We start from the raw sequence: 23653 nt of genomic DNA on the forward strand, positions 1-23653 counted from the left end.
TGAAATCCCGTCCCGGGCGGGATCGCGTCAACCGGCGGGCGCGATCTCCGCCGCCAGCGCCATGATGCGCTGCGGCCCGGCGCGGCCGGTCAGGGCATAGGCCATGTCGCCCGCCTCCCAATAGGCGATGACGTCGTCGGCGCGCCGGGCGATCAGCGGGCGCGCCTCCGCCGGGGTTTCGGCCCGGTCCGCGAAGAAGGACAGTTGTTCGCCCTCCGGCGTGGTGATCGACACGGCGATGGCCGGGCTGTCCGATGTTGGGTAAAGCTGCACGTCATGGATGCGCCACTTTGCGGGCAACGGCGGCAGGACGATGCCGGTGGAGCGCTGGATCTCGACCGGATTGAGCGTGGCGCTTTCCACCTGGGACGCCATGCTCTGGCGCAGCAGCCCGGTGCGGTGGGACGCGGCCGCTTCGTCCAGGAAGGGGCTGGCCTGCGCCGCCGGGGGAAATTCGCCCACTTCCCCCCGCGCGATCCAGCCGGTGGCGATCAGCGCAGCCATGCCCGCAGCCCGGACGAGATGGCGCCCGACACGGCGATGGTCATTGTCGTTGTCCGCGGGAACAGAGATATCGCGGCGCTGCCCGACCAAAGTGCCCTTGGTCCCGTCATGCTTCAGGCGGAAGTCGATATGCGGCCAGCGCTTGCGCCAGCGCCGGGCGACCAGCCGTTCCCCAGGGCGGGCCGCATCGTCCAACAGCACGACCCCGCCCGGAGAAAGGCGCGCGAACAGGCTGTCCGCCGCGCCCCTCACCAGCGGGTGCACCGCCCAGGGCGGCCCGTCGATGATCAGCAGGTCGATGCTGTCGGGCAGGCTGTCCATATTGTACCAGCGGCCCGGCCAGTCCCGGCTCTCCGCCGTGAGCGGCGCATGGCGCAGGTCGGCATGCAGGCCATGATCGGCCAGCCAGTTGCGGGTCGCCTGGACGAAGCCGTCATGCTGGTCGAAGCTGGTCAACCGTCCGCCGCCATGCAGCGCCAGGGCGCGCGCCGCGATCAGCGTGGAGGCTCCCGCGCCCAGTTCGACGACATGGGCGGGCCGCAGCCGGGCGATTTCCCGGACGATATGGCGCAGGAAGCCGACATCCGCCTTCCAACTGCCCAGATGCGGCAGGGCGTCATGGGGCAGGCCCAGTTCATCCAGCAGGGCGCGCTTGTCCGCCTTGCGCCCGCCCGACAGGCTGGCCAGCAGCCAGGGCCAGGTGATCGCGCCGAAGCCGATGCGCCATGCCATATCGGAAAGGCGGCGCTGCGCCGCGAGGGCATCAGCGTCGTCGAGGGCCAGGAAACCGGTCAATTCTCTGGAGGTCACGGCTGCGCCTATCCTTTATCTGCGGGTCCAGACTGGTTATGCGGCGGGATAACCCGTTCGCATAGACCCGACTATCGCCAGCATGAGGAACGCCGATGACACGCATCATATCCGCGACTGTTGAACGCTGGCCGGTCGCGGGGGCCTTCATCATCAGCCGGGGGGCGAAGACATCGGTGGATGTCGTCGTCTGCACCGTGGGCGACGGCGCGCATGTCGGCCGGGGCGAGGGGACGGCGATCTATTATGAAGGCGAGACGGCCGAAGGCTGCGCGGCGGCGATCAACGCCTATGCCGGGCCGCTGGAACGGGAGGCGTTGCTGGACGCGATGCCGCGTGGGGCGGCGCGCAATGCGCTGGACTGCGCGCTCTGGGATCTGGAGGCGAAGCGCGCCGGGGCGCCGGTATGGAAGCTGGCGGGGCTGGAGGAACCCAGGCCCTTGCCGACCGCCTTCACCATCAGCCTGGGCGAGCCGCAGAAGATGGAGGCGGATGCGCGGGCGGCGGCGGGGCGGGGCTTCGGCCTGCTCAAATGCAAGCTGACCGGTGAGGGCGACCGGGCGCGGATCGCGGCGGTGCGGGCGGGCGCGCCGGACGTGCGGCTGATCGTCGACGCCAATGAAAGCTGGCACGATCTGGATATTGCGGCGGAGGCGCGGGCGCTGGCGGCGCTGGGCGTGGAGATGGTCGAGCAGCCCATCTTCCATGGCAGGGAGGAACGGCTGGCCGGGATCAGGTCGCCGCTGCCGCTCTGCGCGGATGAGAGTTGCCACACGCGCGCCGATCTCGACCGGCTGGGGGATTTCGACGCGGTGAACATCAAGCTGGACAAGGCGGGCGGGCTGACCGAGGCGCTGGCCCTGTCGCGGGAGGCGCGGGCGCGGGGGTTCCGCGTGATGGTCGGCTGCATGCTGGGCACGTCGCTGGGGATCGCGCCCGCCGCGCTGGTGGCGCAGGGGGCGGACTGGATCGATCTGGACGGTGCGTTGTTGCTGGCGGAGGACCGCGAGGGCGGGTTGGAACTGCGCGACGGGCTGCTGCATCCCGGCAGTCTGTGGGGCGTGGGTTAGAGGAAGCGAAACAGGCTCAATATCCCAGCGTCAGACCCAGCGCATAATATTTCGGCCCGACATTGGCCTTGGCGCGCAGCTTGGGGATCAGCGGCATGGCGAGCGTCGCATAGGGCCGCGTGTTTTCCCCGCTGAAGCGCACGCCCGCGCCGATGGTGGCGGAGAGAGGCAGGGTATAGGTCGCCTCCACGCGCCCATAGAGCTTCGTGTCGCCGTCGCGCAGATAGACGCCGCCGCCCGGCGTCAGGCTGAAGCCGCCAATGCCCATCGCATAGCCAGCGCCGATTTCCGTGCCCCAATGACCATCGGCGCGGCCATAATCGACTTCGGCGCCGAGTCCCTCTGCATGGGCGGCGGGGGCGAGGGCGAGCGCTGCGGCGGCCAGAAAATAAGTCGGTTTCATGGGCGTTCCGGAATGTGCGTTTATGACCCGATCCGGCCTGACTCCGCTCGCCGCGCCGGGCAAGCGGGGTCCGGCAGGGCGAGTCCGATATGCGGTCGGGCGAGTCTCAGCCCCCGGCGTCCGCGCCCACTTGGTCGATCCGCACCACGGGCTGCACCTCCGGATAGGGCATGACCGCCCGGCCATCCGGTGCGGCGGTGAAGCTGGTCTGCGTCGGATAGGCGAATTTGATCCCCTCCGCATGGAAGCGCTTCCAGATGGCTAGGCCGACCCGGTGCCGCGACAGGAAATAATCATGCGTGTCGGGGTCGGGCACATCGAAATTGAGCTGATAGTCGAGCGAACTGGCGCCGAAGCTGACCAGCCCCGCATTGACGAAGATGTGCCCCTCCGCCTCCACGATCTCCTGCAGCATGGCGGGAATCGCGTCCGCCTTTTCCTCCGGCGTCTGGTAGATGATGCCGATGGCGAAGGTCACGCGCCGCTGCGCCAGCGTCTGGAGGCTGGTGATCTCCTTCTGGAGCAGATTGGCGTTGGAAATGACCTTCTTCTCGCCGGTCATCGCGCGCAGATGTGTACTTTTCAGGCCGATATGCTCCACCCTGGCGGTGGTCTGGTCATAGGTGATGACCTCGCCCTGGCGGAAGGGCTTGTCGAAGATGATCGACAGCGCGGCGAACAGGTCGGAAAAAATGCCCTGCGCCGCCAGGCCGATGGCGATGCCGCCAATGCCCAGGCCCGCGACCAGGCCGGTGACGTTGACCCCCAGATTGTCCAGCACGACGATCAGCGCGATGGCGAACAGGGCAAATGTCACCAGCACGCGGATCAGGCCCATGGCGTTGGCCAGGCTCTGGCTTTCGTCTGCGGTCGTGCGCCGCTCCACCAGCCCCAATATGATCTCCCGCGCCCAGATGGCGCATTGGAAGACGGCGGCGATGGTGAACAGGAAGGCGACGGTCTTCAGCGCCATCTGCGGCGGATTGGCGTAGCTGACGACCAGCCGCGCTGCGACCATCGCCATGAAGAAATGGGTGGTGCGGGCAAAGGCCCGGCCCGCGACATTGGCGAAGCCCAGCGTGTCGCCGGGTGCGCCCTTCAGCCGCCCGCCGACGCTGCGCAGCCCCGTCAGCAGGCTGTAGATCGCCACCGCCGCGCCGACGGCGATCAGGATCTGGAGGGAGTGGAGCGAGAACCAGTGGAGCGTCGACTGCCACATCTCTATCAGATTGGGCGGGCGGACGTCGATCTGGGGAAGGGCGACGGGGTCTTTCTGGGCCATGAACATCCTTGAAACCGTGGTGCGTCAGGCCGCCAGGGGAAGCGCGAGAGCAGTGCCCAGGCTTCCCAGGAAAGCGATCCGTCCGCGTTCGTAGCGGAAGAGATAGCGTGTCGCGCGCGGCAGGCGAAGCCCCTCGCGCCATCGCCCTTGTCCGACGCGGTGATCGATGGCGCGGGTGGTTGGCTTTGACGGCATGACTTTCCTCAACCCGTCGGCCATCGCTTCGTTCCGCAATGCGCAATCGGGGGCTTGTGACGCCTACCGAACCCGCATGAACCGCATTCCGCTCGGCAGTCGCCAATGCAGCGGATGGCGGCGCATCACCGACAAATGGGCCAGCGTCAGGATCAGGCAAAGGATCGCGGCGGGTGCCGCCACGGTCTGCATCGCCGGCCACAACAGCGCGACGGCCAGCGCGCCGATCGCCCCGGCCAGAGCGGCAAGCGTCGCGCCCGCCTCCCCATCCGGCCCGCGCAGCCAGAAGACGCAGCCGCCGATCCCCAGCGCAAAGGCCATGGCGAAGCGCGCCGCCTGCCCCGGCTCCGCCAAAGCGCAACCGATCAGCAGCAACAGTATCGCCCCCGCCAGGCCCAGGCGCGGCACGCGGCCCAGCAGATGGGCGATGACCGGATAGATCAGCAATTCGCCGATGGCGATGGCGACCAGGATCGCGGTGGCCAGCCTGGCCTGTTCCGGTCCCGCCACCAGCGCGACGGCTGCCGTCCCCGCCCAGGGCGCCATCCGCAGCGGCGCCATGCGGATATGGCTGATCCAACCCCTCAGCCCCGCGCGCGTTTCCCAGCGCCGGTCGGCCAGCCGCAACTGGAAGGCGGCGATGATGAACAGGGCCTCCGCGCCCCAGGGCAGCAGGGCGGGCGCGATCAGCGGCGCGGCGAGCACCAGCCCCAGCAGCAGCCCATGGGCCGCGCTCAAAATCCTCAACTCGCCCTTCATGCGGCGCTCCCCTGCGCGACTGGTGATGCGGGGAATAACGGCTGGCGCGCGGCGATCTTGCGTTTCCGGGTCAAATAAGTGTCGAGGCCGATTTGCAGCGAGAGCATCATGAAGATGAACGGCTGATAGGCGATGCCGACGAACAGCGATCCGACCATATAGATGACATGACCCTGTTGCAGGGCGAGGGCGAAGGGCGCGACCCACGCCTCATCCCCTTCCCGTTTCCGGTACATGCGCCGGATCGCCTCGGTGCGGATGAAGCATGTCAGGTGCAGCAGCGCCCACAGGAAGAAGCCGAAATAGCCCTGCTCGCCCAGCATCTCGAAATAGGCGCTGTGATAGGCGCGGCCATGGTCGGTGACGACGCGCTTTTCCATGCGCGATCCGGCGGCGTCGACGACCCGCTCCTGCATGACATAGGTGAAGCGGTTCTGGAGATAATTGTCGAAGCCGCCGCCGCCCGGATGCTCCTTCACATAGCCGAGCGTCCATTTCCACACTTCCAGCCGGGTGGAGGCGCTTTCGTCGCTCTGATGGTTTTCGATGGTCGACATGCGCTGGGTGAAGCTGGCGGGCAGGAAGGGGATCGCCGCCAGCGCCGCCACCGCCATCAGCGGGCCGTAGATGAAGCGCCGCTTCGACCGCATCAGCATGAGTCCCGCGAGGATGGCGATGCACACCAGCCCGGTGCGCGCCTCCGTGCCGATGGGCATCAACAGGCAGGCGAGGCAGAGCGCATAGGCGAACAGCTTCACCCGCCAGTCGGGCGGAAAGACGGTGCCATGCTGCGCCAGCCAGAGGATCAGCGGGATCAACGAAATGGCGACGGTCGAAATGATGCTGCCTTCGTAAAGGCCGCTATTATTGTCGACCATCAGGTTCAGCACGCCATAGCCGCCGCCCGACAGCGCCGTCTTCATGCCGCCATTGATGATGATCGTGCTGGCGCACAGCACCATGAACAGGGCCAGCGCCTCGATCCGCAGGCGCGTGCGCAGGGTGACCGGCAGGAAGATCGCGAACACCATCGCCTTCCACACCCAGCCCCATTTGGTCGCCGCGTTGATCGGGAAGTCCGCCGTCGCCGTGGTATAGCCGCACCAGGCCAGCAGTAGCAGCAATATCACCTGCCGCGCGGAAAAGCGGCAATCCTTCTTGTCGTCGACCAGCAGCCATGCGCCCACCGCCAGCACGAAGGCGATGAAGGAGATGGGGATGCTGTTCAGCAGGAAATAGGAAAGCCGCTGGGGCGAGACGATGTCGATATAGGCATAGACCGCAACCAGCAGGAAAGGCCTGCGCAAGCCAGCCAGGAAGAATGCGCCGAGGAAGACGACGAAGAACAGGTCACGCATCTTCGCTCTCCGCTTCCAGGCCGGAGGGAGGATCGCGATCCAGATCGGGCCGCGACAGCAGCCGCCAGGCCGCCAGCATGATGACGCCATGGCTGATGAGAAGGGAAAGGGCGTCGATCATCGAGTGCGAAAAGGGTCCGTAACCTATAACGTGCTCCGGCGCGTTTGAGGCCAGACAAGGCCTCTATAACCCAACAGAGTTGACGGCCCGTTAAACCTTTTCCGGCAAGACTCAGCGCCATGACACGGATTCTTCCCCGTATTCTCCATGTGCTGGACCACAGCCTGCCGATGCATAGCGGATATACCTTCCGCACCCGCGCGATATTGCGGGCGCAACTGGCGAAGGGCTGGGAGGTGCGCGGCATCACCGGCCATCGCCATGCCGCGCCAGGACCGCTGGAGGAAATCGTCGACGGTCTGCATTTCCACCGCACGCCGGGCGAATCGACGGGCGGCAATCCGCTGCTGCGCGAATGGCGCGATATTTCCGCTCATGCCGACGCCATCGAGGCGTTGGTGCGCCAGTGGCGGCCCGACATCATCCACGCCCACTCGCCGGTGCTGAACGCCATCGCCGCGCAGAAGGTGGCGAAGCGCCACAACATCCCCATCATCTACGAAATCCGCGCCTTCTGGGAGGATGCGGCGGTGGGCAACGGCACGGGGACGGAGGGCGGCCCGCGCTACTGGCTGACCCGCCAGCTCGAAACCCACGCCGTGCGCGCCGCCGATGCTGTGGCCGTGATCTGCGAAGGGTTGCGCGGCGACCTGGTGGCGCGAGGGATCGACAAGGACAAGATCATCGTCTCGCCCAACGGCGTCGACATGGACCAGTTCGGCACGCCGGTTCCCCGCGATCCGGCACTGACCGCGAAGCTGGGTCTGGAGGGCGCCGATGTCGTCGGCTTCATCGGCAGCTTCTACGATTATGAGGGGCTGGACGACCTGATCGCCGCCCTGCCGAGACTGGTGCGCGCCCGGCCCAGGGCGAAGCTGCTGCTGGTCGGCGGTGGCCCTTGTGAACAGGCGCTGCGCGATCAGGCCATGGCATCCCCCTTTGCCGACCATATCGTCTTCGTCGGCCGCGTGCCCCACGATCAGGTGGAGGATTATTATGCGCAGGTCGACATATTGGCCTATCCGCGCAAGGCGATGCGGCTCACCGATCTGGTGACGCCGTTGAAGCCGCTGGAAGCCATGGCGCAGGGCCGCCTCGTCGCCGCGTCCAGCGTCGGCGGCCATCGCGAACTGATCGAACATGGCGTCACCGGCACTTTGTTCGCGCCGAACGATCCGCCCGCCATCGCCGCCGCCCTGGCGGAGATGTTCGCTGACCGCAGCTTCTGGGACGAACGGCGAATGGCGGCGCGCGCCTTTGTGGAGCACGAGCGTAACTGGTCGTCAAACATTCTGCGTTACGAACCCGTCTATCGGCAATTGCTGGCCCGCCCTCAGCCGGTGCGAGCGGCGGCTTGAGGCAATGAGTGGGCTGGCAAAGGCGCTGCTGGGCGCGCTGGGGACCGGGCTGCTCCTCTTCTCGCTGCCGGTCGGGCTGGTCGAGACGGTGGTGGCGTCGAGTGGCCTCAGCGAAGCCATCCCCGCCGCCGCGCCGCCGCTGGGTCTGACGGCCCGGCTGATGCTGGCCGGATTCGGCGCGGTGATGACGATGGGTCTGATCGGCGTGAGGCAACGGGAAAAGCGTGTCGCTTTGCTGACGCATGACAAGGAAGGGCGCGGGAACGGCGCCGCAGGAGTGAGCAAGATGGGTTTTGCATTGTCCAAGCTGAACTGGCTGTCGCGTGACCGGGGCAAGTCGGGACCGGCGCTGCGCCGCGCCGATGCCCATCCCGACGCGCCCGCACGGCCGCCGATCTTCGCCAGCCGCGACTTTGGCGGGCTGGATATTTTCGCCCGCACCGCGCCGGGTCGGGAGGAGGGCAAGGCGGATGTCGCGCCCGCCGCCGCGCCCCCCGTCGGCCTTTCCATCCCCGGCATGCCGGATGAGATGACGGAAGAGAGCGATTTCGCCCGCCTCCAGCGCGCTTTCTCCCCGGAAAGCGTCGATACCGATCCTGAGGAGATCGTGGCGTCCGCGCAGCCGCAGGCCGCTCCCGCTCCTGTCGCGCATCTTTCCCTGGCGGAATTGACCCAGAGGCTGGAACGCGGCCTTGCCCAGCGCAGGCGCATGGGCCGGCCCGCCTCCGTGCTGGCGGACATGCCGGTCGAAGCCGCCGTGCCCGTGCGCGACCATGTCGAACAGGGCGTGGACGAAGCCTTGCGCGCTGCCCTGGGGAATTTGCGCAACATGGCGGGCCGCGCCCGCTGAATCGACGGACAGGGGCGTGCCGGAAGGCATGCTCCGACAAAGGCGATTCACCAATCCTCGATGGTCAGGGCCGACAGTTCGATCCATTCGCCGTCCGGCGCCGGGCGCCTGTCGTCTATGCTGATGTCAGCGACGAAATGGCCGCTCAGGTTCCATTCCGCTTCCTCGATCCCTTCGACGAAGGCTGCGCGGCGCTCTGCCGCATCAGGGCCGGTAAGGTTCAGCGCGACGACATGGCGCCGCCCCTGAAACAGCGCGCTGGCCCATGGGCGGCTGGCGGCGCGTTCCACCGTGACGGACGGCCCCGCCCGCTCCACCAATTGCGCCAGAAGCCGCGGGAGGGGATCGCGCGCCTTCGCCGCCGACGCCCCATTTCGGACCAGATTCCCGCTGGCGGCGATCATGTCGATGCTTGTCATTGGCCGACGCTCCTGCGATATGTGTTCATGAAATGTTCTACACGTCTCCTCATTCTGTCCCCCGGTTCGCGCCCCCTGCGCAGGTCGAAGACCAGCCGTGGATCGCGAACGCTATCGCGGCCGAATCGAGTCGCCGGGATGCCATTTTCTCGCAGAAATTTTTCGACGGCACGCAACAGCATCGTCCTGTTTCTCCTCTGTCGATTCGATTCGCCCCCTGCGAATCCATAAGTCATTTTCTTGTTGCCCTATTTCCTACTTGTCTAGGAAAATTCCTATCATTATGGATGAAATATGGTCGGTAACGGAGAAGATCCACGCATCGTGCTGGAACGGCTGATTGCCGAGCGGGGGGACAGCTATTCTGATCTCTCGCGCCTGCTCAACCGCAATCCGGCCTATATCCAGCAGTTCATCAAGCGCGGAACGCCGCGCAAGCTGGATGAGGAGGACCGGCGCATATTGGCCCGCTATTTCGGTGTGGCGGAAGCGATGCTGGGCGGATCGGCCGCACGGGGCGCCGCGCCGGTCAAGATGCGGTCATTGCCTTCCGTCGTCACCGTGCCGCGCCTGTCCCTGGGTGCGTCGGCGGGTTCCGGTTCGCTGGACGAGGATGAGCGGACGACCGGCGTGATGGCGTTCGACGCCAATTGGCTGCGCCATCTGGGCGTGCGGCCCCAAAAAATATCGATCATCCGTGTCGACGGCGAATCCATGGCGCCGACGCTGAGCGACGGCGATGAGATCATGGTCGATCATGATGACGACGCGACCCGGCTGCGCGACGGGGTCTATGTGCTGCGGCTCGACGGCGTGCTGATGGTGAAGCGGGTGGCCATGGGGCCGCGCCGGGGATTGTTCTCGGTCCTCAGCGACAATCCCCATTATCCCGACTGGATCGACATCGACCCGGCGCTGGTGGTGATCGTGGGACGGGTGGTATGGACGGGCAGGCGGCTGGTCTAGGAGGCAGGATTTTGAACGACAACGGCGCGGTCATCCGCAAGGCCATGGAATGGCGCGGTGCGCGGCTGGCGCTGGCGACGGTCGTGTCGACCTGGGGCTCCGCGCCCCGGCCGCGCGGCAGCCATATGATCGTGCATGAGGATGGCCGCTTCGAAGGCAGCATTTCGGGCGGATGCGTCGAAACCGATGTGCTCCGGCGCGCTGCCGAGGTGATCGCCGGGCGGCCGGCGAATCTGGAAATTTATGGCGTGGCGGATGGCGATGCCTGGGCGGTCGGCCTGCCCTGCGGCGGGGAGATCAGCGTGCTTGTCCAGCCGGTCGGTCCTGAGGGATTTGCCCCGGCCCTGTTCGAACGGATCGCGGCGGAAAGCGAAAAGGGCAGGGCGCTCACCCTGTGGACCGACCTGCAGACCGGCCTGACGCGGGAAGGCGCGACTGAGGGACAGTTCCACAACCGCTACGATCCGCCGCGCCGGGTGTTGATCGTCGGCGCGGTGCAGATCGCCCAGTCGCTGAGCGCGCTGGCGCAGGCGATCGGCGTCACGCCGGTCATCATCGATCCGCGCGGCCGCTTCCTGACGGAGGAGCGCTTTCCCGGCGTCGAACGGGACGACCGCTGGCCCGACGAAGCGGTCGCCGCCCGCTTTCCCGGGGAATCGACGGCGGTGGTGACGCTCAGCCATGACATCAAGATCGACGATCCGGCGCTGGCCGCCGCGCTGCGCGCCCCGACAGGCTATGTCGCCGCGCTGGGATCGCGCAAAAGCCATGCGGCGCGGCTGGAGCGGCTGGCTGCGATGGGCTTTTCGCCGGAGGAACTGGCGCGCATAGACGGTCCAGCCGGTCTTGACATAGGCGCGGTCGGCGCCGCCGAAATCGCCCTCTCCATCGCGGCGGGCATGATCGCGGGCTTCAACGCCCGGCGCTGAAAAATCCGTCCCATCATGGGTGGGGAAGAGAGGTCAGCAGCATTTCCCCCCATTCTTCCCGCCATAACGCGCCTCCTGCCGTTCCCGGAAAAAGGCGGTTCGGTCCATCGGCATGCGTTCGGGATGATGCGTCCGCATATGCCGCAGATAGGCGTCATAGTCCGGCACCCCGACCATCATGCGCGCCATCTGCCGCAACCGGTGGAGGAAAAGACTCATTCCGCAGGCACCAGTTGGGCCGGAATTTCCCGCGTTGTCTGCGCCGCCACCCTCCGCGCCGCCAGACAGGTGCGGATGGTGAAGAACAGCACGGCCAGCACCACGAACAGGAAGATCGCCACCAACCCGGCATCGACCCGGTCATTGAAGACGATCTGCCGCATCTCCGCCATCGACTTGGCGGGCGCCAGCACTTCGCCCCTGTCCGCCGCCGCGCCGAATCTGGCCGCATGCGCCAGGAAGCCCACCTTCGCATCCGCCGAAAACAGCTTTAGCCAGCCCGCCGACAGGGTGCAGATCAGCAGCCACGCCGTCGGCAGCAAGGTCACCCAGGCGAACTTGTCCCGCTTCATCCGGAACAGCACCGCCGTTCCCAGCATCAGCGCGATGGCGGCCAGCATCTGGTTGGAAATGCCGAACACCGGCCAGAGCGTGTTCACCCCGCCCAGCGGATCGGTCACGCCCTGATAGAGGAAGAAGCCCCAGGCCGCGACCGTCAGCGCCGTGGCGACGATCCCCGGCGCCATGCTCTTGGTGTCCTTGAACCCCGGCACCGCCAGCGCGATCAGATCCTGCAACATGAAGCGCCCGGCGCGCGTCCCCGCATCCACGGCGGTCAGGATGAACAGCGCCTCGAACAGGATCGCGAAATGATACCAGAAGGCCTTCATCGCCGGCCCGCCGATGACATGGGAGAAAATCTCCGCCATCGCCACCGCCAGGGTCGGCGCACCGCCAGCGCGGGAGATGATGCTGTGCTCGCCGACATCCTTCGCGGTTTGCAGGATCAGCTCAGGCGCAATCGGGAAACCCATGGCCGTCACCGCCGCTGCCGCGCTCGCCGCATCCTTGCCGATCACCGCCGCCGGGCTGTTCATGGTGAAATAAATGCCGGGATCGAGGATCGACGCGCCCACCAGCGCCATGATCGCGACGAACGCCTCCATCAGCATCGCGCCATAGCCGATCATCGGCGCATGGGCCTCGCTGGCGATCAGCTTGGGCGTGGTGCCGCTGGAGATCAGCGCATGGAAACCCGACACCGCTCCGCAAGCGATGGTGATGAACAGGAAGGGGAACAGGCCACCCGCCCAGACCGGTCCATTGCCGTCCACGAACTGGGTGACGGCATGCATCTTGAGCGGCGGCGCCATGATGACGATGCCCACGGCCAGCGCCGCGATCGCCCCGATCTTGAGGAAGGTCGACAGATAATCCCGCGGCGCCAGCAACAGCCACACCGGCAGCACCGAAGCCACCGCGCCGTAGCCGATCAAGATCCAGCAAAGCTGCACCGGCGTGAAGGTGAAGATCGGCCCCCAGACCGGCGATTGCGCGACGCCCTGCCCATAGACGATAGCCGCGAGCAGCCCGACCAGCCCCAGCAGCGACACCTCCCCGATCCGCCCCGGCCTGATCCAGCGCGTATAGGCGCCCATGACCATCGCCAGCGGCACGGTCGCGGCCACGGTGAACATGCCCCAGGGGCTTTCCGCCAGCGCCTTCACCACGATCAGCGCCAGCACCGCGAGGATGATCACCATGATCATGAAGGCGCCGAACAGGGCGATGGCGCCCGCGACCTGGCCCATCTCCATGCGGATCAGTTCGCCCAGCGACTTGCCGTCCCGCCGCATCGAGATGAACAGGACCATGAAGTCCTGCACCGCGCCCGCCAGCACCACGCCCCCGATGATCCAGAGCGTGCCGGGCAGATAGCCCATCTGCGCCGCCAGCACCGGTCCCACCAGTGGCCCGGCCCCGGCAATCGCGGCAAAATGATGCCCGAACAGCACCGTCCGGTCGGTCGCGACATAGTCCAGCCCATCGGCCCGCCGGATCGCTGGCGTGGGCCGCGACGGGTCCAGCCGCATCACGTTCCGCGCAATATAGAGCGCATAATAGCGATAGGCGACGAGGAAGCTGCTGACCGCAGCCACCACGATCCACAAGGCATTGACCGCCTCGCCGCGCGACAGGGCCACCACCGACAGCGACACCGCGCCGACAATCGCTATCATTATCCAGGGAATATGCCGGGTCATCGCTCTCTGGTCTTCTGTTCGTTGCAAAAAGCCCACAGTAGAGCCGCGATCCCTAAAGACAATCGCCTCTTGACCACCTGCGGCCGGGAGCCAGAAATCGGTGGGCAGCGAGTATCGGGATAAGGCGTGCGGAATTCATCGCGATCACGGATCAGGCCGGCCCACCGGAGCAGCGCCCGGTCGAGGGCTTTGGCTGCCATGTCGGCCGCACCCATCATGAAACGCTCGCAACCTGGTATCTGAAGGGCAGCAGGCAATATAAGCTGCTTTAGGGAGGCTCAGCGCTTGCGCACGAACTCGGCGCGCAGCACCAGCCCCTTTATGCCTTCATAGCGGCAGTCGATTTCCTGGGGATCGCCAGTCAGCCGGATCGATTTGATCAGCGTCCCGCGCTTCAATGTCTGGCCCGCGCCCTTGACGACCAGATCCTTGATCAACGTGACCTGGTCGCCGTCGGCCAGCAGGTTGCCCACGGCGTCGCGGACTTCGACAGCATCGGCTGCCCCGGCACTGGCTGCCGCGTCGGCGGCGCTGATCCACTCGCCGCTGGCTTCGTCATAGACATATTCATCGTCGGCCATGGCGGCTTATCCCTGTGTCACGCTTTCCAGCACCGCGGCGCGCAATTCGGGCAAACCCATGCCCTTATCGCTCGACGTGGCGATGATGTCCGGATGGGCGGCGGGCCGCTTGCGGATCGCCTCGGCCACCGCCTGGTTCACTTCCGCCAGATGACTCGCCTTCACCTTGTCCGCCTTGGTCAGCACGATGCGGTAGCTCACCGCCGCCGCGTCCAGCATGTCGAGAATGTCGGTATCGACGTCCTTGATCCCATGGCGACTGTCGATCAGCACCAGCGTCCGCTTCAGCTTCGCCCGCCCGCGCAGATAGTCGTTCACCAGGAAGCGCCACTTGCGCACCATATCCTTGGGCGCGCGCGCATAGCCATAGCCCGGCATGTCGACCAGCCGGAACCGCAGCGGGTCGCCCACGTCGAAGAAGTTCAGCTCCTGCGTCCGCCCCGGCGTGTTGGACGTGCGCGCCAGCCCGTTCCGATTGGTCAGCGCATTCAGCAGCGAGGATTTGCCGACATTGGACCGTCCCGCGAACGCCACCTCATTCACCGCCATGTCGGGCAGGAATTTGAGGTCCGGCGCGGATTTGAGGAAGGCGATGGGTCCGGCAAAGACCTTGCGCGCTTCCTCGATCAGATCGGCCTGTTCCTGCTTGGTGCTTTCCTGTTCTGTCACTTAAAGCAGCCTTATTTCGCGGTCGCCGCGCTCAATTGCGGATGGCGTTTGTAAAGCCACCATTGCTGCAACATCGACAGGCAGTTGTTGGTGATCCAGTAGACCAGCAGCCCCGCCGCGAAGGGCGCCATGATGAACATCATCATCCATGGCATGATCGCGAACACCTGCTGCTGCATCGGGTCCATCTGCGCCGGGTTCAGCTTGAACTGGAAATACATGCTGATGCCCAGCAGCAGCGCCAGCACACCGATCGCCAGGAAGGACGGCGGGGTGAAGGGCAGCAGGCCGAACAGGTTCAGGATATGCAGCGGGTCGGGCGCGGACAGATCCTTGATCCACAGCACGAAGGGCTGGTGCCGCATTTCGATGGTAAGCTGCAACACCTTGTACAGCGCGAAGAAGATCGGGATCTGGATGAAGATCGGCAGGCAGCCCGCGAGCGGATTGACCTTCTCGCGCTTGTACAGCTCCATCATCTCCTGCTGGAGCTTCGGCTTGTCGTCCTTATGCTTTTCCTGCAGCGCCTTCATCTTGGGTTGCACGGCGCGCATCGCGGCCATGCTGGCGAACTGGCGCTGGGCGACGGGGAACATCAGGCCGCGCACCACGAAGGTCAGGCAGATGATCGCCACGCCGAAATTGCCAATATGTTCGAACAGCCAGTGCAGCAGGGCGAAGATCGGCTTTTCGAACCAGTAGAACCAGCCCCAGTCGATTGCCCGGTCGAACAGCGGGATACCCGCGTCCTGATAGGCTTCCAGCGTCTTGACTTCCTTGGCGCCCACGAACAGCCGGTTGGTCTGGGTCACCGCCTTGCCGGGGGCCAGCATGACGGGGGCCAGCGACACGTCGGTCTGGAACTGCGTGCCCGCGCCCTTGCGCATCTGGCCGGAGAAGGCGGCCTTCTGATCGGGCACCAGCGCGGACAGCCAATATTTGTCGGTGAAACCGATCCAGCCGCCCGTCGACTGGAAGCTCTGGCTGGCCGGACCCTTTTCCAGATCTTTGTAATTCACGTCGTAATTGGCCGCGCCGTTGAACACGCCCATGGGGCCGATATGGATGGTCCAGGTGTCGGGATCGGCCGAAGGACGCGCCCGGCTGACATAGCCATAGCTCTTCACGGCCACTGCGCCGGCGCCGCTGTTCGACACCTTCTGCTGCGCGGTGATCATGTAGTTTTCGTCGATCGAATAACGGATTTCGAAACTCTGGCCCGCGCCGTTGTTCCATGTCAGCGTGACGGGGCTGGTCGGCGTCAGTTCCTTGGCCGTGGCAGTCCAGACGCTATTGCCGTCGGGGGTCTTCACCCCTTCGCCCTGCCAGCCGAAGCCCGCGAAATAGGCGTCCTTCGTGCCCGACGGGCTGTAGAGGCGGATCGCGGGCGAAGCCTTGGCGATGGTTTCCTTATAGGTCGGCAGCACGATATCGTCGATGCGCGCGCCCTTCAGGTTGATCGATCCGGTGATTTTCGGCGTGCGGATCGGAATGCGCGGGCTGTCCTTCAGCACCAGCGCCAGATCGCGGATCGCCGCCGCGCCTTCGGCGGCGGGCGCGGAGCCGGACGGGGTGAGGGGCGTGGTCTTGCCGCCTTCGATCCGGGTCGCCGGCGGATTGGCGGCGGGGAAGAAATGCTCGGCGACATAGGGCCAGCCGAACAGGATCGCCGCGGTCAGCACCACCGCCAGGATGATATTCTTCTTGTCGTCCACGCTTGTCGCTCTCGAATCTCGTCTGTCAGGGAACCGGGTCGTAACCCGAACCGCCCCATGGGTGGCATCGCATTAGCCGCTTCGTGGCCAGCCAGCTACCCTTCACCGCACCATATTTGCCGATCGCCTGAATCGCATATTCGGAGCAGGAGGGGGCATAGCGGCAAGAGGGCGGCAAAATGCGCGAAGGCCCGATCTGCCATAGGCGCGCCAACAGGATGAGGATGCGCCCGATCATGGATTTACCCGGCATCCGTTCGGGCCGATCTTGCCGAAGCCCTGTTCTTGTCCTGCGGGGATGAACCTCTCCGTCGGGGCGGCGCTTCGCCAGCGGGCCGGCTCATCACCTTGCGCAGCGCCTTCTCCAGCTCGCCACGCAGCAGGCCGAAATCGCGCTCTATCCCCTCGCTGCGCCCGATCAGCACATGGTCGGCGCCCGCCACGCCATGCACCGGCAGCAACTCCCGCGCCAGGACGCGAAAACGGCGCTTCATCCGGTTGCGGATGACAGCGCCGCCAATCTTTTTGGTGACCGTGATGCCGAAACGCATCGCCGGATCGCTATCGCCGCGTTCGCGCACCAGCAGGACGAAGCCCGGCATCGGTGCGCGCCGCCCGCGATTCGCCGCCAGAAAATCGGCGCGCTTGCCCATGACGGCAGGCGCGCTGGCCAGCGGCGCGTCGTTCAGGCGCTCAGGCTCTTGCGGCCGCGCGAACGGCGGGCGCGGATCACGTTGCGGCCGCCGGGGGTCGCCATGCGGGCGCGGAAACCGTGACGGCGCTTCCGAACCAGATTGCTCGGCTGAAAGGTGCGCTTCATCGTTCATTCCTCAAAAATACTAAAATAATCGGGCGTGACAAAAAAGGGCCGCCGGTGGGCGGCCGCATGTCAGGGGGCGTCCGATAGGCAAAAGGGAGTCTTGAGTCAATGGTGGAGGAGAAGGCGAAGATGCTTTTGCGGATCGGTTGTCCGCCAATGGGCATCAGGGAATGACGGCGATGATGTCCGCCGCCTATTTCCCCCGCGCCGACGCCACCGCCGCCTTCAGCGCATCATAACCCACCGCGCCGTTCAGCACCTGCCCCCCGACCACGAAGGTCGGCGTGCCGCTCGCCTGCAGCTTCTGCGCAAGCCCGATATTCGACTGAATCTCCGCATCGTACCGGTTGCCCGCCATCGCCGCCTGAGCGGTCTTCGCGTCGATCCCCACCTTCGCCGCGGCGGCCAGGATCGTCTCCCGCGTCACCTTGCCCGCCGCATAGAGCGCCCGGTGATAGGGCATATATTGGTTCTTCTCCGCCGCCAGCAGCGACACCTTGGCGGCATCGATGCTTTCGTCGGACAGGATCGGCAGTTCGCGATAGACGACCTTCACGCCCTTGTCCTCGCCCACCAGCTTCGCCAGGTCAGGCAGCGACGCCCGGCAATAGCCGCAGGCATAATCGAAAAACTCGACCACCGTCACATCGCCCTTGGCCGCGCCCTCCCACGCCCCGGCATAGGGCGTTTCGATGGTCTGGCGGCTGGCGTCGATCGTGCCGGCCATCCGTCTGGCCTGCAATTTCTCGACCGCCTGCGGGATGATCTCCGGATGCTCCAGGATATAGTCGTGCACGATCCGCTCGATCGCGGCCTTGTCGCTCACATCGACGCGGCCCGTGCTCTGCGTGCCAAGCGCCGCGCCGGTCGCGGTGGCGGCGATAAAGGCGAAAACGCCAAGGGTCATCAATATGGTCCTGTTGGAAAGCGCTGCGCGAAAGCCGGGTCGCGAATTGTCGGTCATTTCTTCTTTCGCTTCTGCTCGACGGCTGCGCGGGAAACCATGGCGATATCCTGTGCGCGCAGATAGTCAACCGTACCGGGCTTCAATCCCTGCATCGCGGCGTCGGCGCTGCGCAGCGCCATCTGATCCTCGCCCATCATCGAATAGCGTTCCGCCGTCGCCAGCGCGGCGCGGGGAACGTCACCGCGATGCTCGTAGACGACGCCCAGTTGATACCAGGCGAACGGGTTTTCCCGGTCCCGCGCTATGGCGTTGCGCAATACCTTCTCCGCCTCCGCGAAGTTCGCGTCATTCTCCGTCGCGATCAGCGCATGGCCCAGCAGCGTAGCGATCAGCGGCTGGTTGGTGAGCTGCACGGCCTCGCGCAGCGGCGGGATCGCGTCGGCGGGCTTGCCGCTTTCCAGCAGCACCTGCCCCTTCAACTCCAGAAAATAGGGATCGTGCGGCGCGGCGGCCAGCAGCGCATCGACCTCCGCCAACGCCTTGTCGGGATAGGCGCTCTTGTGCCAGGCATAGGCCCGCGCATAATGGGCCGGGATCGACTGGTCGCTTTCGGGATATTTTTGCAATGTTTGCGTCGGTTCCGACACGAAGCCGACCAGCTTCGCCCTGATCCGTTCGAACCGCGCCTCCAGCTTCGGGTCCATCGGCTTGTCCCAGGCCGGATCGACCGTATAGACCTCCCGCAGCACATTGATGCGCTCGCCCGAAAGCGGGTGGGTGCGACCGTAACTGTCGTCCTGCGGGATGGCGAGGCGATATTCCTGATTTTGCAGCTTCTTGAAGAATTCCAGGCTGCCCTTGCCCGAAACCCCCGCCTTGCTGAGATAACGCGCGCCCGCAAGGTCGGCGGAGCTTTCCTGCGCCCGCGAAAAGGCAAGGAATTTGCCCATCGCCGCCTGTTGCCCCATGCCCAATATGCCCATGCCCGCTTCCGCGCCGCCCGCCGCGATCGCCGCCGCGCCCAGCACCAGGCTGAGCAGGGTGATGCCGGTCGCCTCCTTCATCCCCTCGCCATAGCGGATGACATGCCCGCCCTCGATATGGCCGAGTTCGTGCGCGACCACGCCCTGCACCTGGTTCACATTGTCGGCCGCCGCGATCAGCCCGCTATGCACCCAGACATATTGGCCGCCCGCGACGAAGGCGTTGATGTCCGGGTCGTTGATGACCAGCACCTGGAAGTTGCGCGGTTCCATCCCCGCCGCCTGGACCAGGGGGGCGGACATGTCGGCCATGAAGGCTTCCGTCTCCGCGTCGCGCAAAATCTGCTGCGCCGCCGCCGGGCGGGCAAGCAAGGCAAGGGACGCCGCGGCAATGGCGGCGATGCGAAGCCATCGAGCCGTCATGCGGGGGCGTTCCGGGGCAGGGGATGAGGCTCCATCGCTGATAGGAAATGCCTTGAACGGAATGAACGGAAACTGAAAGCGACTATGTAGCCTATCGAGCCGAAGGTCCAATAGGGGCCTTGGGTGGAAGGCGGACATCATTTCCGTCATCCCAGCTTTCGCTGGGATGACGATATTATCGACATCCGCTTCCGGCCAAACCCCGCCCTTACAAAAAGCTCGCCACCGCCGCCATGGCGCCAGCCCCGATCGCCCCGGCCAGCGACGCCACCACCATATAGCGCCACCCGGCCCCGATCCGGATCAGTCTCACCTCGGTCAGGGGCGGCGGAGGCGGTGCGCCTCCCTTCTCCGGAAAGGCCTCCTCGATCCGCTTCACCAGTCCCGGCAGCCGCTGCAATATCCGGAAATTCTCGATCAGCGCATCGGCGGCCTTCGCCTCCGGCCCCAGTTCGGATCGCAGCCATTCCTTCACATAAGGCCCGCTCGTCTCCCACAGGTTGATGTCGGGGTCTAGCGCGGTCGCCACCCCCTCCACCATCACCATGGTCTTCTGGAGCAGCAGCAGGTGCGGCTGGGTCTGCATGTCGAAATCGCGGGTGATGGCGAACAGCCCGTCCAGCATCCCGCCGACCGACAATTCGCGCACCGGCCTGCCCCGCATCGGCTCGCCCACGGCGCGCAGAGCGGTAGCGAACTCCTCGACATTATGATGGCCGGGCACATATTGCGCCTCGAAGTGGATCTCCGCCACGCGCTTGTAGTTGCCGGTGATCAGGCCATAGAGAATCTCCGCCAGCCACATCCGCGCCCGCCGGTCGATCCGCCCCATGATGCCGAAGTCTATGGCGACGATATCGCCATTGGCGGTGACGAACAGATTCCCCTGATGCATGTCGGCATGGAAGAAGCCCTCTGCGATCGCCTGCCGCAGGAAGGCGTTCACCAGCCGCGCCGCGATCTCCTTCACATCATGCCCGGCGGCGATCAGCGCGTCCTGGTCGGAGATCTTGACCCCGTCGATCCACTCCATCGTCATGACCCTGCCGGTCGTGCGGTCCCAGTCGATGGTGGGCACGCGATAGCCGGGCATCGCCTCCATCGCCTCGCCCAGTTCGGACGCGGACGCCGCCTCGCGCCGCAGGTCCAGCTCGCGCGCGGTCCAGCGCTTCATGTTCGCGATCACCAGCCGGGGGCGCAGCCGCGCCACTTCGCCGCCCAGCATCTCGACATGGGCGGCGGCCCATTCATAGGTCTGGATGTCGCGGTTGAACTGGTCGATGACGCCGGGCCGGATCACCTTCACCGCGACGTCGCGGCCGTCGGTCGTCAGCGCCCGATGCACCTGCGCGATCGAGGCCGCGCCCACCGGTTCCTCGTCGAAACGGCTGTAGAGCGCCTCCAGCGGCCGCCCGAAACTCTGCTCGATCTGCGCCCGGATGGTGGCGAAGGGCACGGGCGGCAACGCATCCTGCAGGCGCAGCAGATCGTTGGCGGCCTCATCGCCCACCAGGTCGGGCCGGGTCGCCAGCGTCTGCCCCAGCTTGATTGCAGCGGGGCCAATGGATTGAAAGGCGTCGGCATAGCGCGGCTGCCGGGGCACCCGCGCGCCGAACCGCGCCACCCGCACCAGCCGCCGCACCGGCGTCGGCGTCAGCGGATCGCGCTCGATCCCCGTCAGGGCGCCATGGCGCGCCAGAGTGCGGCCCCATTTCAGCAGCCGCCAGATATGCGTCACATGAGAAGGCACGGGGCTTTAAATCTTCCAGCCGCTGTGGATGGCCACCAGCCCGCCGAGTATCGGCTCGACCTTGGTCTGCACGAACCCGGCTTCCCGGATCATCCGTTCGAACTCCGGCATGGGCGGGAAACGCCGGATCGATTCGATCAGGTAGCGATAGCTGTCCTCATCGTCCGCCAGCAGCTTGCCCAGCCTGGGCACCAGCTTATGCGAATAGACGTCATAGACATCCGAAAAGCCCGGCCAGGTTGTGGTGGAAAATTCCAGGCAGAAAAACCGCCCGCCATATTTCAGCACCCGATGCGCTTCCCGCAACGCCCTGTCGACATGCGTCACATTCCGAATGCCGAACGCGATCGTATAAGCGTCGAAAGCGCGATCCCCGAAACTCAGCTCTTCCGCATTCTGCTCCGACCAGATCAGCCCTTCATAGCCTTTCTTCCGCGCCCGCTCCACGCCCACGGCCAGCATTTCGGGGTTGATGTCGGACACCGTGACCTGCGCGCCATGTTTGTGCATGCGGAAGGCGATATCCCCGGTCCCCCCCGCCATGTCCAGTATCTGCTCGTCCCGCCGCGGCTTCACGCGATTGACGAACTGGTCCTTCCACAGCCGATGCGCGCCCGCCGACATGGCGTCGTTCATCAGGTCATATTTGGACGCCACGTTGGAGAAGACGGCGCGGACCATCCCCTGTTTGTCGGCGGCTTCGACATCGCGATAGCCAAAGGAAGCGGTTTCACTCATGGGCGCACGCTCTAGAGCATTTTCCCGGGGAGAGGAAACATCTGAGATCAGCTAAAATATCCAGGGCGCGCCGCATGCATGAAGTCGCCTGTTGCCCGGCCGGTTGACGCGCGACATAGAAGGGCCATGCCCGAACTCCCCGAAGTCGAAACCACGGTCGCGGGCCTCCGCTCGGTCCTTGAGGGCGCGGTCCTCACCCGTGTCGATCCGCGCCGCGCCGACCTGCGTTTCCCGATCCCCGTCGACCTGCGCCAGCGCCTGACCGGCGCCACCGTCACCGCCCTGTCCCGCCGCGCCAAATATGGCCTGATCGACACTGATCGGGGCGACACGCTGATCTTCCATCTCGGCATGTCCGGCCGTTGGCGAATCGACCCGGCGGAGATCGGGGCGCACGACCATCTGCTGATCGAGACCTCCGGCGGGCGATTGCTTGCGCTCAACGATCCCCGCCGCTTCGGTTCGCTCGACCTCGTCCGCAGCGAGCTTTGGGAAAGCTACAGCCCCTTCACCCGCATGGGGCCGGAGCCATTGGGGCCGGACTTCACCGCCGCCGCCCTGGCGGACCGGCTCCATGGCAAGGCGACCTCGATCAAGGCGGCGCTGCTCGACCAGCGCATCGTCGCGGGCCTGGGCAATATCTATGTCTGCGAAGCGCTCAACATGGCGGGCATCGCCCCGACCCGCCAGGCAGGCAGGATCGGCCGCACCCGACTCGCGCTGCTGGTGGAGGCGATTCGCGAAGTGCTGACGGCCGCCATCGCCGCGGGCGGCTCCACCTTGCGCGACTATGCGCGGCCCGATGGGGAACTGGGCTATTTCTCCAAACAATGGCGGGTCTATGGCCGGGAAGGGGAGCCGTGCCACTGCGGCACGCCGATCCACCGTCGCGTGGACGGGGGCAGATCGACCTTTTTCTGCCCGAAATGCCAGAAATAGCGCGGCGCCGGGCGGTTGACGCCCCACTCTTGTTGACGGCTTGGGCGATCCCCTGTAAGGGGCGCACCTTCACAGGGCCGGTCGGCGATACCGACAGGCTCTTTCACGCGATTTGACGAGAACCGAGGACGATAAATGGCCAATACGCCGCAAGCCAAGAAGCGCATCCGCCGCAACGCCCGCCGCGCCGAAATCAACGGCGCCCGCATCAGCCGGATCCGCACCCTGGTGAAGAAGGTGGAAGCCGCTCTCGCCGCCGGCGACAAGGCCGTCGCGACCGTCGCGCTTCAGGCGGTCCAGCCGGAACTGGCGCGCGGCGTCGCACGCGGCGTGCTGCACAAGAATACCGCGGCCCGCAAGTTCGGCCGCCTGACGAAGCGCGTCGGCGCGCTCGGCTAAGTCCCAGCCACTTCGAACTCGTCAGCAGGAATATGCCCGCTCCGCCTTCCGGCGGGGCGGGCTTTTCATTTTTCGTTCACCAAAGGGTCATTTTGAAGGAAGCGCCTATTTCCGACGATTCTCACTCGATTCGGAACGAATCGGCGATGAATACTCAAATAAATAACTGATTTATAAAGATAATTTCTCAAAACCGGCCTTTTCCGTCGATTTGTCGAGTCAACGGCTTTATTTCACATTTTTGACTGGCAGTGCCCTTGATCCGGCGAAGCAGGCCTGTCTATTTTGATCCTCCGGCCGCCAATCGAATCGAATTTCCGGCGGCCATCAGAATGTTAGTGGATGCGCGAAACTCGGGAAGGCAGGGCTTTTCCGGAACGGGTTTCTGCGTCTCGCATCGCCCCTGCCTATGGGGGTGCAGTTGATGGGGGTCGACTGTTT

27 protein-coding genes and 1 pseudogene are annotated in these 23653 nt (G+C 65.6%); 7 read left to right on the forward strand and 21 right to left on the reverse strand.

Annotated features, from left to right (window positions below; translation table 11 throughout):
• Positions 1–27: 27 nt before the first annotated feature.
• Positions 28–1314: a class I SAM-dependent methyltransferase gene (locus tag NUH86_RS17355; RefSeq protein WP_267250650.1), complete on the reverse strand. Its 1287-nt coding sequence runs from the start codon at positions 1312–1314 to the stop codon at positions 28–30.
• 95 nt (positions 1315–1409) lie between these two features.
• Between NUH86_RS17355 and dgcA the strand changes: the two genes are divergently transcribed.
• Entirely contained in the window at positions 1410–2384 is a 975-nt protein-coding gene (gene dgcA / locus NUH86_RS17360) for an N-acetyl-D-Glu racemase DgcA (RefSeq protein ID WP_267250651.1), read from the forward strand.
• A 16-nt stretch (positions 2385–2400) separates the two neighbouring features.
• Here dgcA and NUH86_RS17365 read toward each other — a convergent pair whose 3' ends face one another.
• The 6 genes and pseudogenes from NUH86_RS17365 to NUH86_RS17390 form a co-directional block, all read right to left on the reverse strand.
• Positions 2401–2787: a hypothetical protein gene (locus NUH86_RS17365; RefSeq protein ID WP_267250652.1), complete on the reverse strand. Its 387-nt coding sequence runs from the start codon at positions 2785–2787 to the stop codon at positions 2401–2403.
• 106 nt (positions 2788–2893) lie between these two features.
• Entirely contained in the window at positions 2894–4069 is a 1176-nt protein-coding gene (locus NUH86_RS17370; RefSeq protein WP_267250653.1) for a mechanosensitive ion channel family protein, read from the reverse strand.
• A 24-nt stretch (positions 4070–4093) separates the two neighbouring features.
• Positions 4094–4222: pseudogene (locus NUH86_RS17375) on the reverse strand (DNA topoisomerase IB); the annotation flags it as partial.
• Between the two features lie 105 nt (positions 4223–4327).
• Positions 4328–5023 (reverse strand): hypothetical protein, encoded by a 696-nt coding sequence (locus tag NUH86_RS17380; RefSeq protein WP_267250654.1) that lies wholly within the window; start codon positions 5021–5023, stop codon positions 4328–4330.
• Positions 5020–6381 carry a putative O-glycosylation ligase, exosortase A system-associated gene (locus tag NUH86_RS17385; RefSeq protein WP_267250655.1) on the reverse strand — a complete coding sequence of 454 codons (1362 nt, stop codon included), beginning with the start codon at positions 6379–6381 and terminating at the stop codon, positions 5020–5022. The genes NUH86_RS17380 and NUH86_RS17385 overlap by 4 nt, the downstream gene beginning before the upstream one ends.
• Positions 6374–6502 carry a hypothetical protein gene (locus NUH86_RS17390; protein WP_267250656.1) on the reverse strand — a complete coding sequence of 43 codons (129 nt, stop codon included), beginning with the start codon at positions 6500–6502 and terminating at the stop codon, positions 6374–6376. The genes NUH86_RS17385 and NUH86_RS17390 overlap by 8 nt, the downstream gene beginning before the upstream one ends.
• Before the next feature lie 119 nt (positions 6503–6621).
• Between NUH86_RS17390 and NUH86_RS17395 the strand changes: the two genes are divergently transcribed.
• Positions 6622–7860 (forward strand): TIGR04063 family PEP-CTERM/XrtA system glycosyltransferase, encoded by a 1239-nt coding sequence (locus tag NUH86_RS17395; RefSeq protein ID WP_267250657.1) that lies wholly within the window; start codon positions 6622–6624, stop codon positions 7858–7860.
• A gap of 4 nt (positions 7861–7864) precedes the next feature.
• Complete coding sequence (locus tag NUH86_RS17400) at positions 7865–8710, forward strand: hypothetical protein (protein WP_267250658.1); 846 nt, start codon at positions 7865–7867, stop codon at positions 8708–8710.
• 47 nt (positions 8711–8757) lie between these two features.
• Here NUH86_RS17400 and NUH86_RS17405 read toward each other — a convergent pair whose 3' ends face one another.
• A complete protein-coding gene (locus NUH86_RS17405) occupies positions 8758–9129 on the reverse strand; it encodes a hypothetical protein (protein WP_267250659.1) in 372 nt (123 codons plus the stop codon).
• Entirely contained in the window at positions 9126–9311 is a 186-nt protein-coding gene (locus NUH86_RS17410; RefSeq protein ID WP_267250660.1) for a hypothetical protein, read from the reverse strand. Before NUH86_RS17410 ends, NUH86_RS17405 begins: the two co-directional genes overlap by 4 nt.
• A 112-nt stretch (positions 9312–9423) precedes the next feature.
• On the opposite strand from NUH86_RS17410, the gene NUH86_RS17415 reads away from it, so the two are divergent.
• Positions 9424–10095: a S24 family peptidase gene (locus tag NUH86_RS17415; protein ID WP_267250661.1), complete on the forward strand. Its 672-nt coding sequence runs from the start codon at positions 9424–9426 to the stop codon at positions 10093–10095.
• A gap of 11 nt (positions 10096–10106) precedes the next feature.
• The gene (locus NUH86_RS17420) at positions 10107–11024 is read left to right on the forward strand and encodes an XdhC family protein (RefSeq protein WP_267250662.1); all 918 of its coding nucleotides are present in this window, start codon (positions 10107–10109) and stop codon (positions 11022–11024) included.
• 33 nt (positions 11025–11057) lie between these two features.
• Here the strand turns inward: NUH86_RS17420 and NUH86_RS17425 are convergent, their stop codons facing one another.
• The 12 genes from NUH86_RS17425 to NUH86_RS17480 all read right to left on the reverse strand — a co-directional run bounded on the left by NUH86_RS17425 (position 11058) and on the right by NUH86_RS17480 (position 21874).
• Entirely contained in the window at positions 11058–11243 is a 186-nt protein-coding gene (locus NUH86_RS17425) for a YbdD/YjiX family protein (protein ID WP_267250663.1), read from the reverse strand.
• Positions 11240–13288 carry a carbon starvation CstA family protein gene (locus tag NUH86_RS17430; RefSeq protein WP_267250664.1) on the reverse strand — a complete coding sequence of 683 codons (2049 nt, stop codon included), beginning with the start codon at positions 13286–13288 and terminating at the stop codon, positions 11240–11242. The genes NUH86_RS17425 and NUH86_RS17430 overlap by 4 nt, the downstream gene beginning before the upstream one ends.
• A 278-nt stretch (positions 13289–13566) precedes the next feature.
• A complete protein-coding gene (locus NUH86_RS17435) occupies positions 13567–13869 on the reverse strand; it encodes an alkylphosphonate utilization protein (RefSeq protein WP_267250665.1) in 303 nt (100 codons plus the stop codon).
• 6 nt (positions 13870–13875) lie between these two features.
• On the reverse strand, positions 13876–14538 hold the full coding sequence (gene yihA, locus NUH86_RS17440) for a ribosome biogenesis GTP-binding protein YihA/YsxC (RefSeq protein ID WP_267250666.1): 663 nt from the start codon (positions 14536–14538) through the stop codon (positions 13876–13878).
• A gap of 11 nt (positions 14539–14549) precedes the next feature.
• Entirely contained in the window at positions 14550–16253 is a 1704-nt protein-coding gene (yidC, locus tag NUH86_RS17445) for a membrane protein insertase YidC (RefSeq protein ID WP_267250667.1), read from the reverse strand.
• A gap of 25 nt (positions 16254–16278) precedes the next feature.
• Positions 16279–16491 carry a membrane protein insertion efficiency factor YidD gene (yidD, locus tag NUH86_RS17450; RefSeq protein WP_267250668.1) on the reverse strand — a complete coding sequence of 71 codons (213 nt, stop codon included), beginning with the start codon at positions 16489–16491 and terminating at the stop codon, positions 16279–16281.
• A gap of 4 nt (positions 16492–16495) precedes the next feature.
• Positions 16496–16906, reverse strand: a complete 411-nt coding sequence (gene rnpA / locus NUH86_RS17455; protein ID WP_267250669.1) for a ribonuclease P protein component — start codon at positions 16904–16906, stop codon at positions 16496–16498.
• Positions 16907–16938: 32 nt separating this feature from the next.
• Positions 16939–17073: a 50S ribosomal protein L34 gene (gene rpmH / locus NUH86_RS17460; protein WP_021317369.1), complete on the reverse strand. Its 135-nt coding sequence runs from the start codon at positions 17071–17073 to the stop codon at positions 16939–16941.
• A gap of 193 nt (positions 17074–17266) precedes the next feature.
• Positions 17267–18037, reverse strand: coding sequence for a DsbA family protein (locus tag NUH86_RS17465; protein ID WP_267250670.1), 771 nt, complete (start codon positions 18035–18037; stop codon positions 17267–17269).
• A complete protein-coding gene (locus NUH86_RS17470; RefSeq protein ID WP_267250671.1) occupies positions 18034–19386 on the reverse strand; it encodes a M48 family metalloprotease in 1353 nt (450 codons plus the stop codon). Before NUH86_RS17470 ends, NUH86_RS17465 begins: the two co-directional genes overlap by 4 nt.
• 208 nt (positions 19387–19594) lie before the next feature.
• Complete coding sequence (gene ubiB / locus NUH86_RS17475; protein ID WP_267250672.1) at positions 19595–21136, reverse strand: 2-polyprenylphenol 6-hydroxylase; 1542 nt, start codon at positions 21134–21136, stop codon at positions 19595–19597.
• A 6-nt stretch (positions 21137–21142) separates the two neighbouring features.
• On the reverse strand, positions 21143–21874 hold the full coding sequence (locus NUH86_RS17480; protein ID WP_267250673.1) for a class I SAM-dependent methyltransferase: 732 nt from the start codon (positions 21872–21874) through the stop codon (positions 21143–21145).
• A gap of 126 nt (positions 21875–22000) precedes the next feature.
• Here NUH86_RS17480 and mutM point away from each other — a divergent pair, with 126 nt between their 5' ends.
• Together mutM and rpsT are read left to right on the forward strand one after the other, a co-directional pair.
• Complete coding sequence (gene mutM, locus NUH86_RS17485; protein ID WP_267250674.1) at positions 22001–22813, forward strand: bifunctional DNA-formamidopyrimidine glycosylase/DNA-(apurinic or apyrimidinic site) lyase; 813 nt, start codon at positions 22001–22003, stop codon at positions 22811–22813.
• 135 nt (positions 22814–22948) lie between these two features.
• Positions 22949–23212, forward strand: coding sequence for a 30S ribosomal protein S20 (gene rpsT, locus NUH86_RS17490; protein WP_267250675.1), 264 nt, complete (start codon positions 22949–22951; stop codon positions 23210–23212).
• Positions 23213–23653: the final 441 nt, after the last annotated feature.

Source organism: Sphingobium sp. JS3065 (genome assembly GCF_026427355.1).
Classification (GTDB): domain Bacteria; phylum Pseudomonadota; class Alphaproteobacteria; order Sphingomonadales; family Sphingomonadaceae; genus Sphingobium.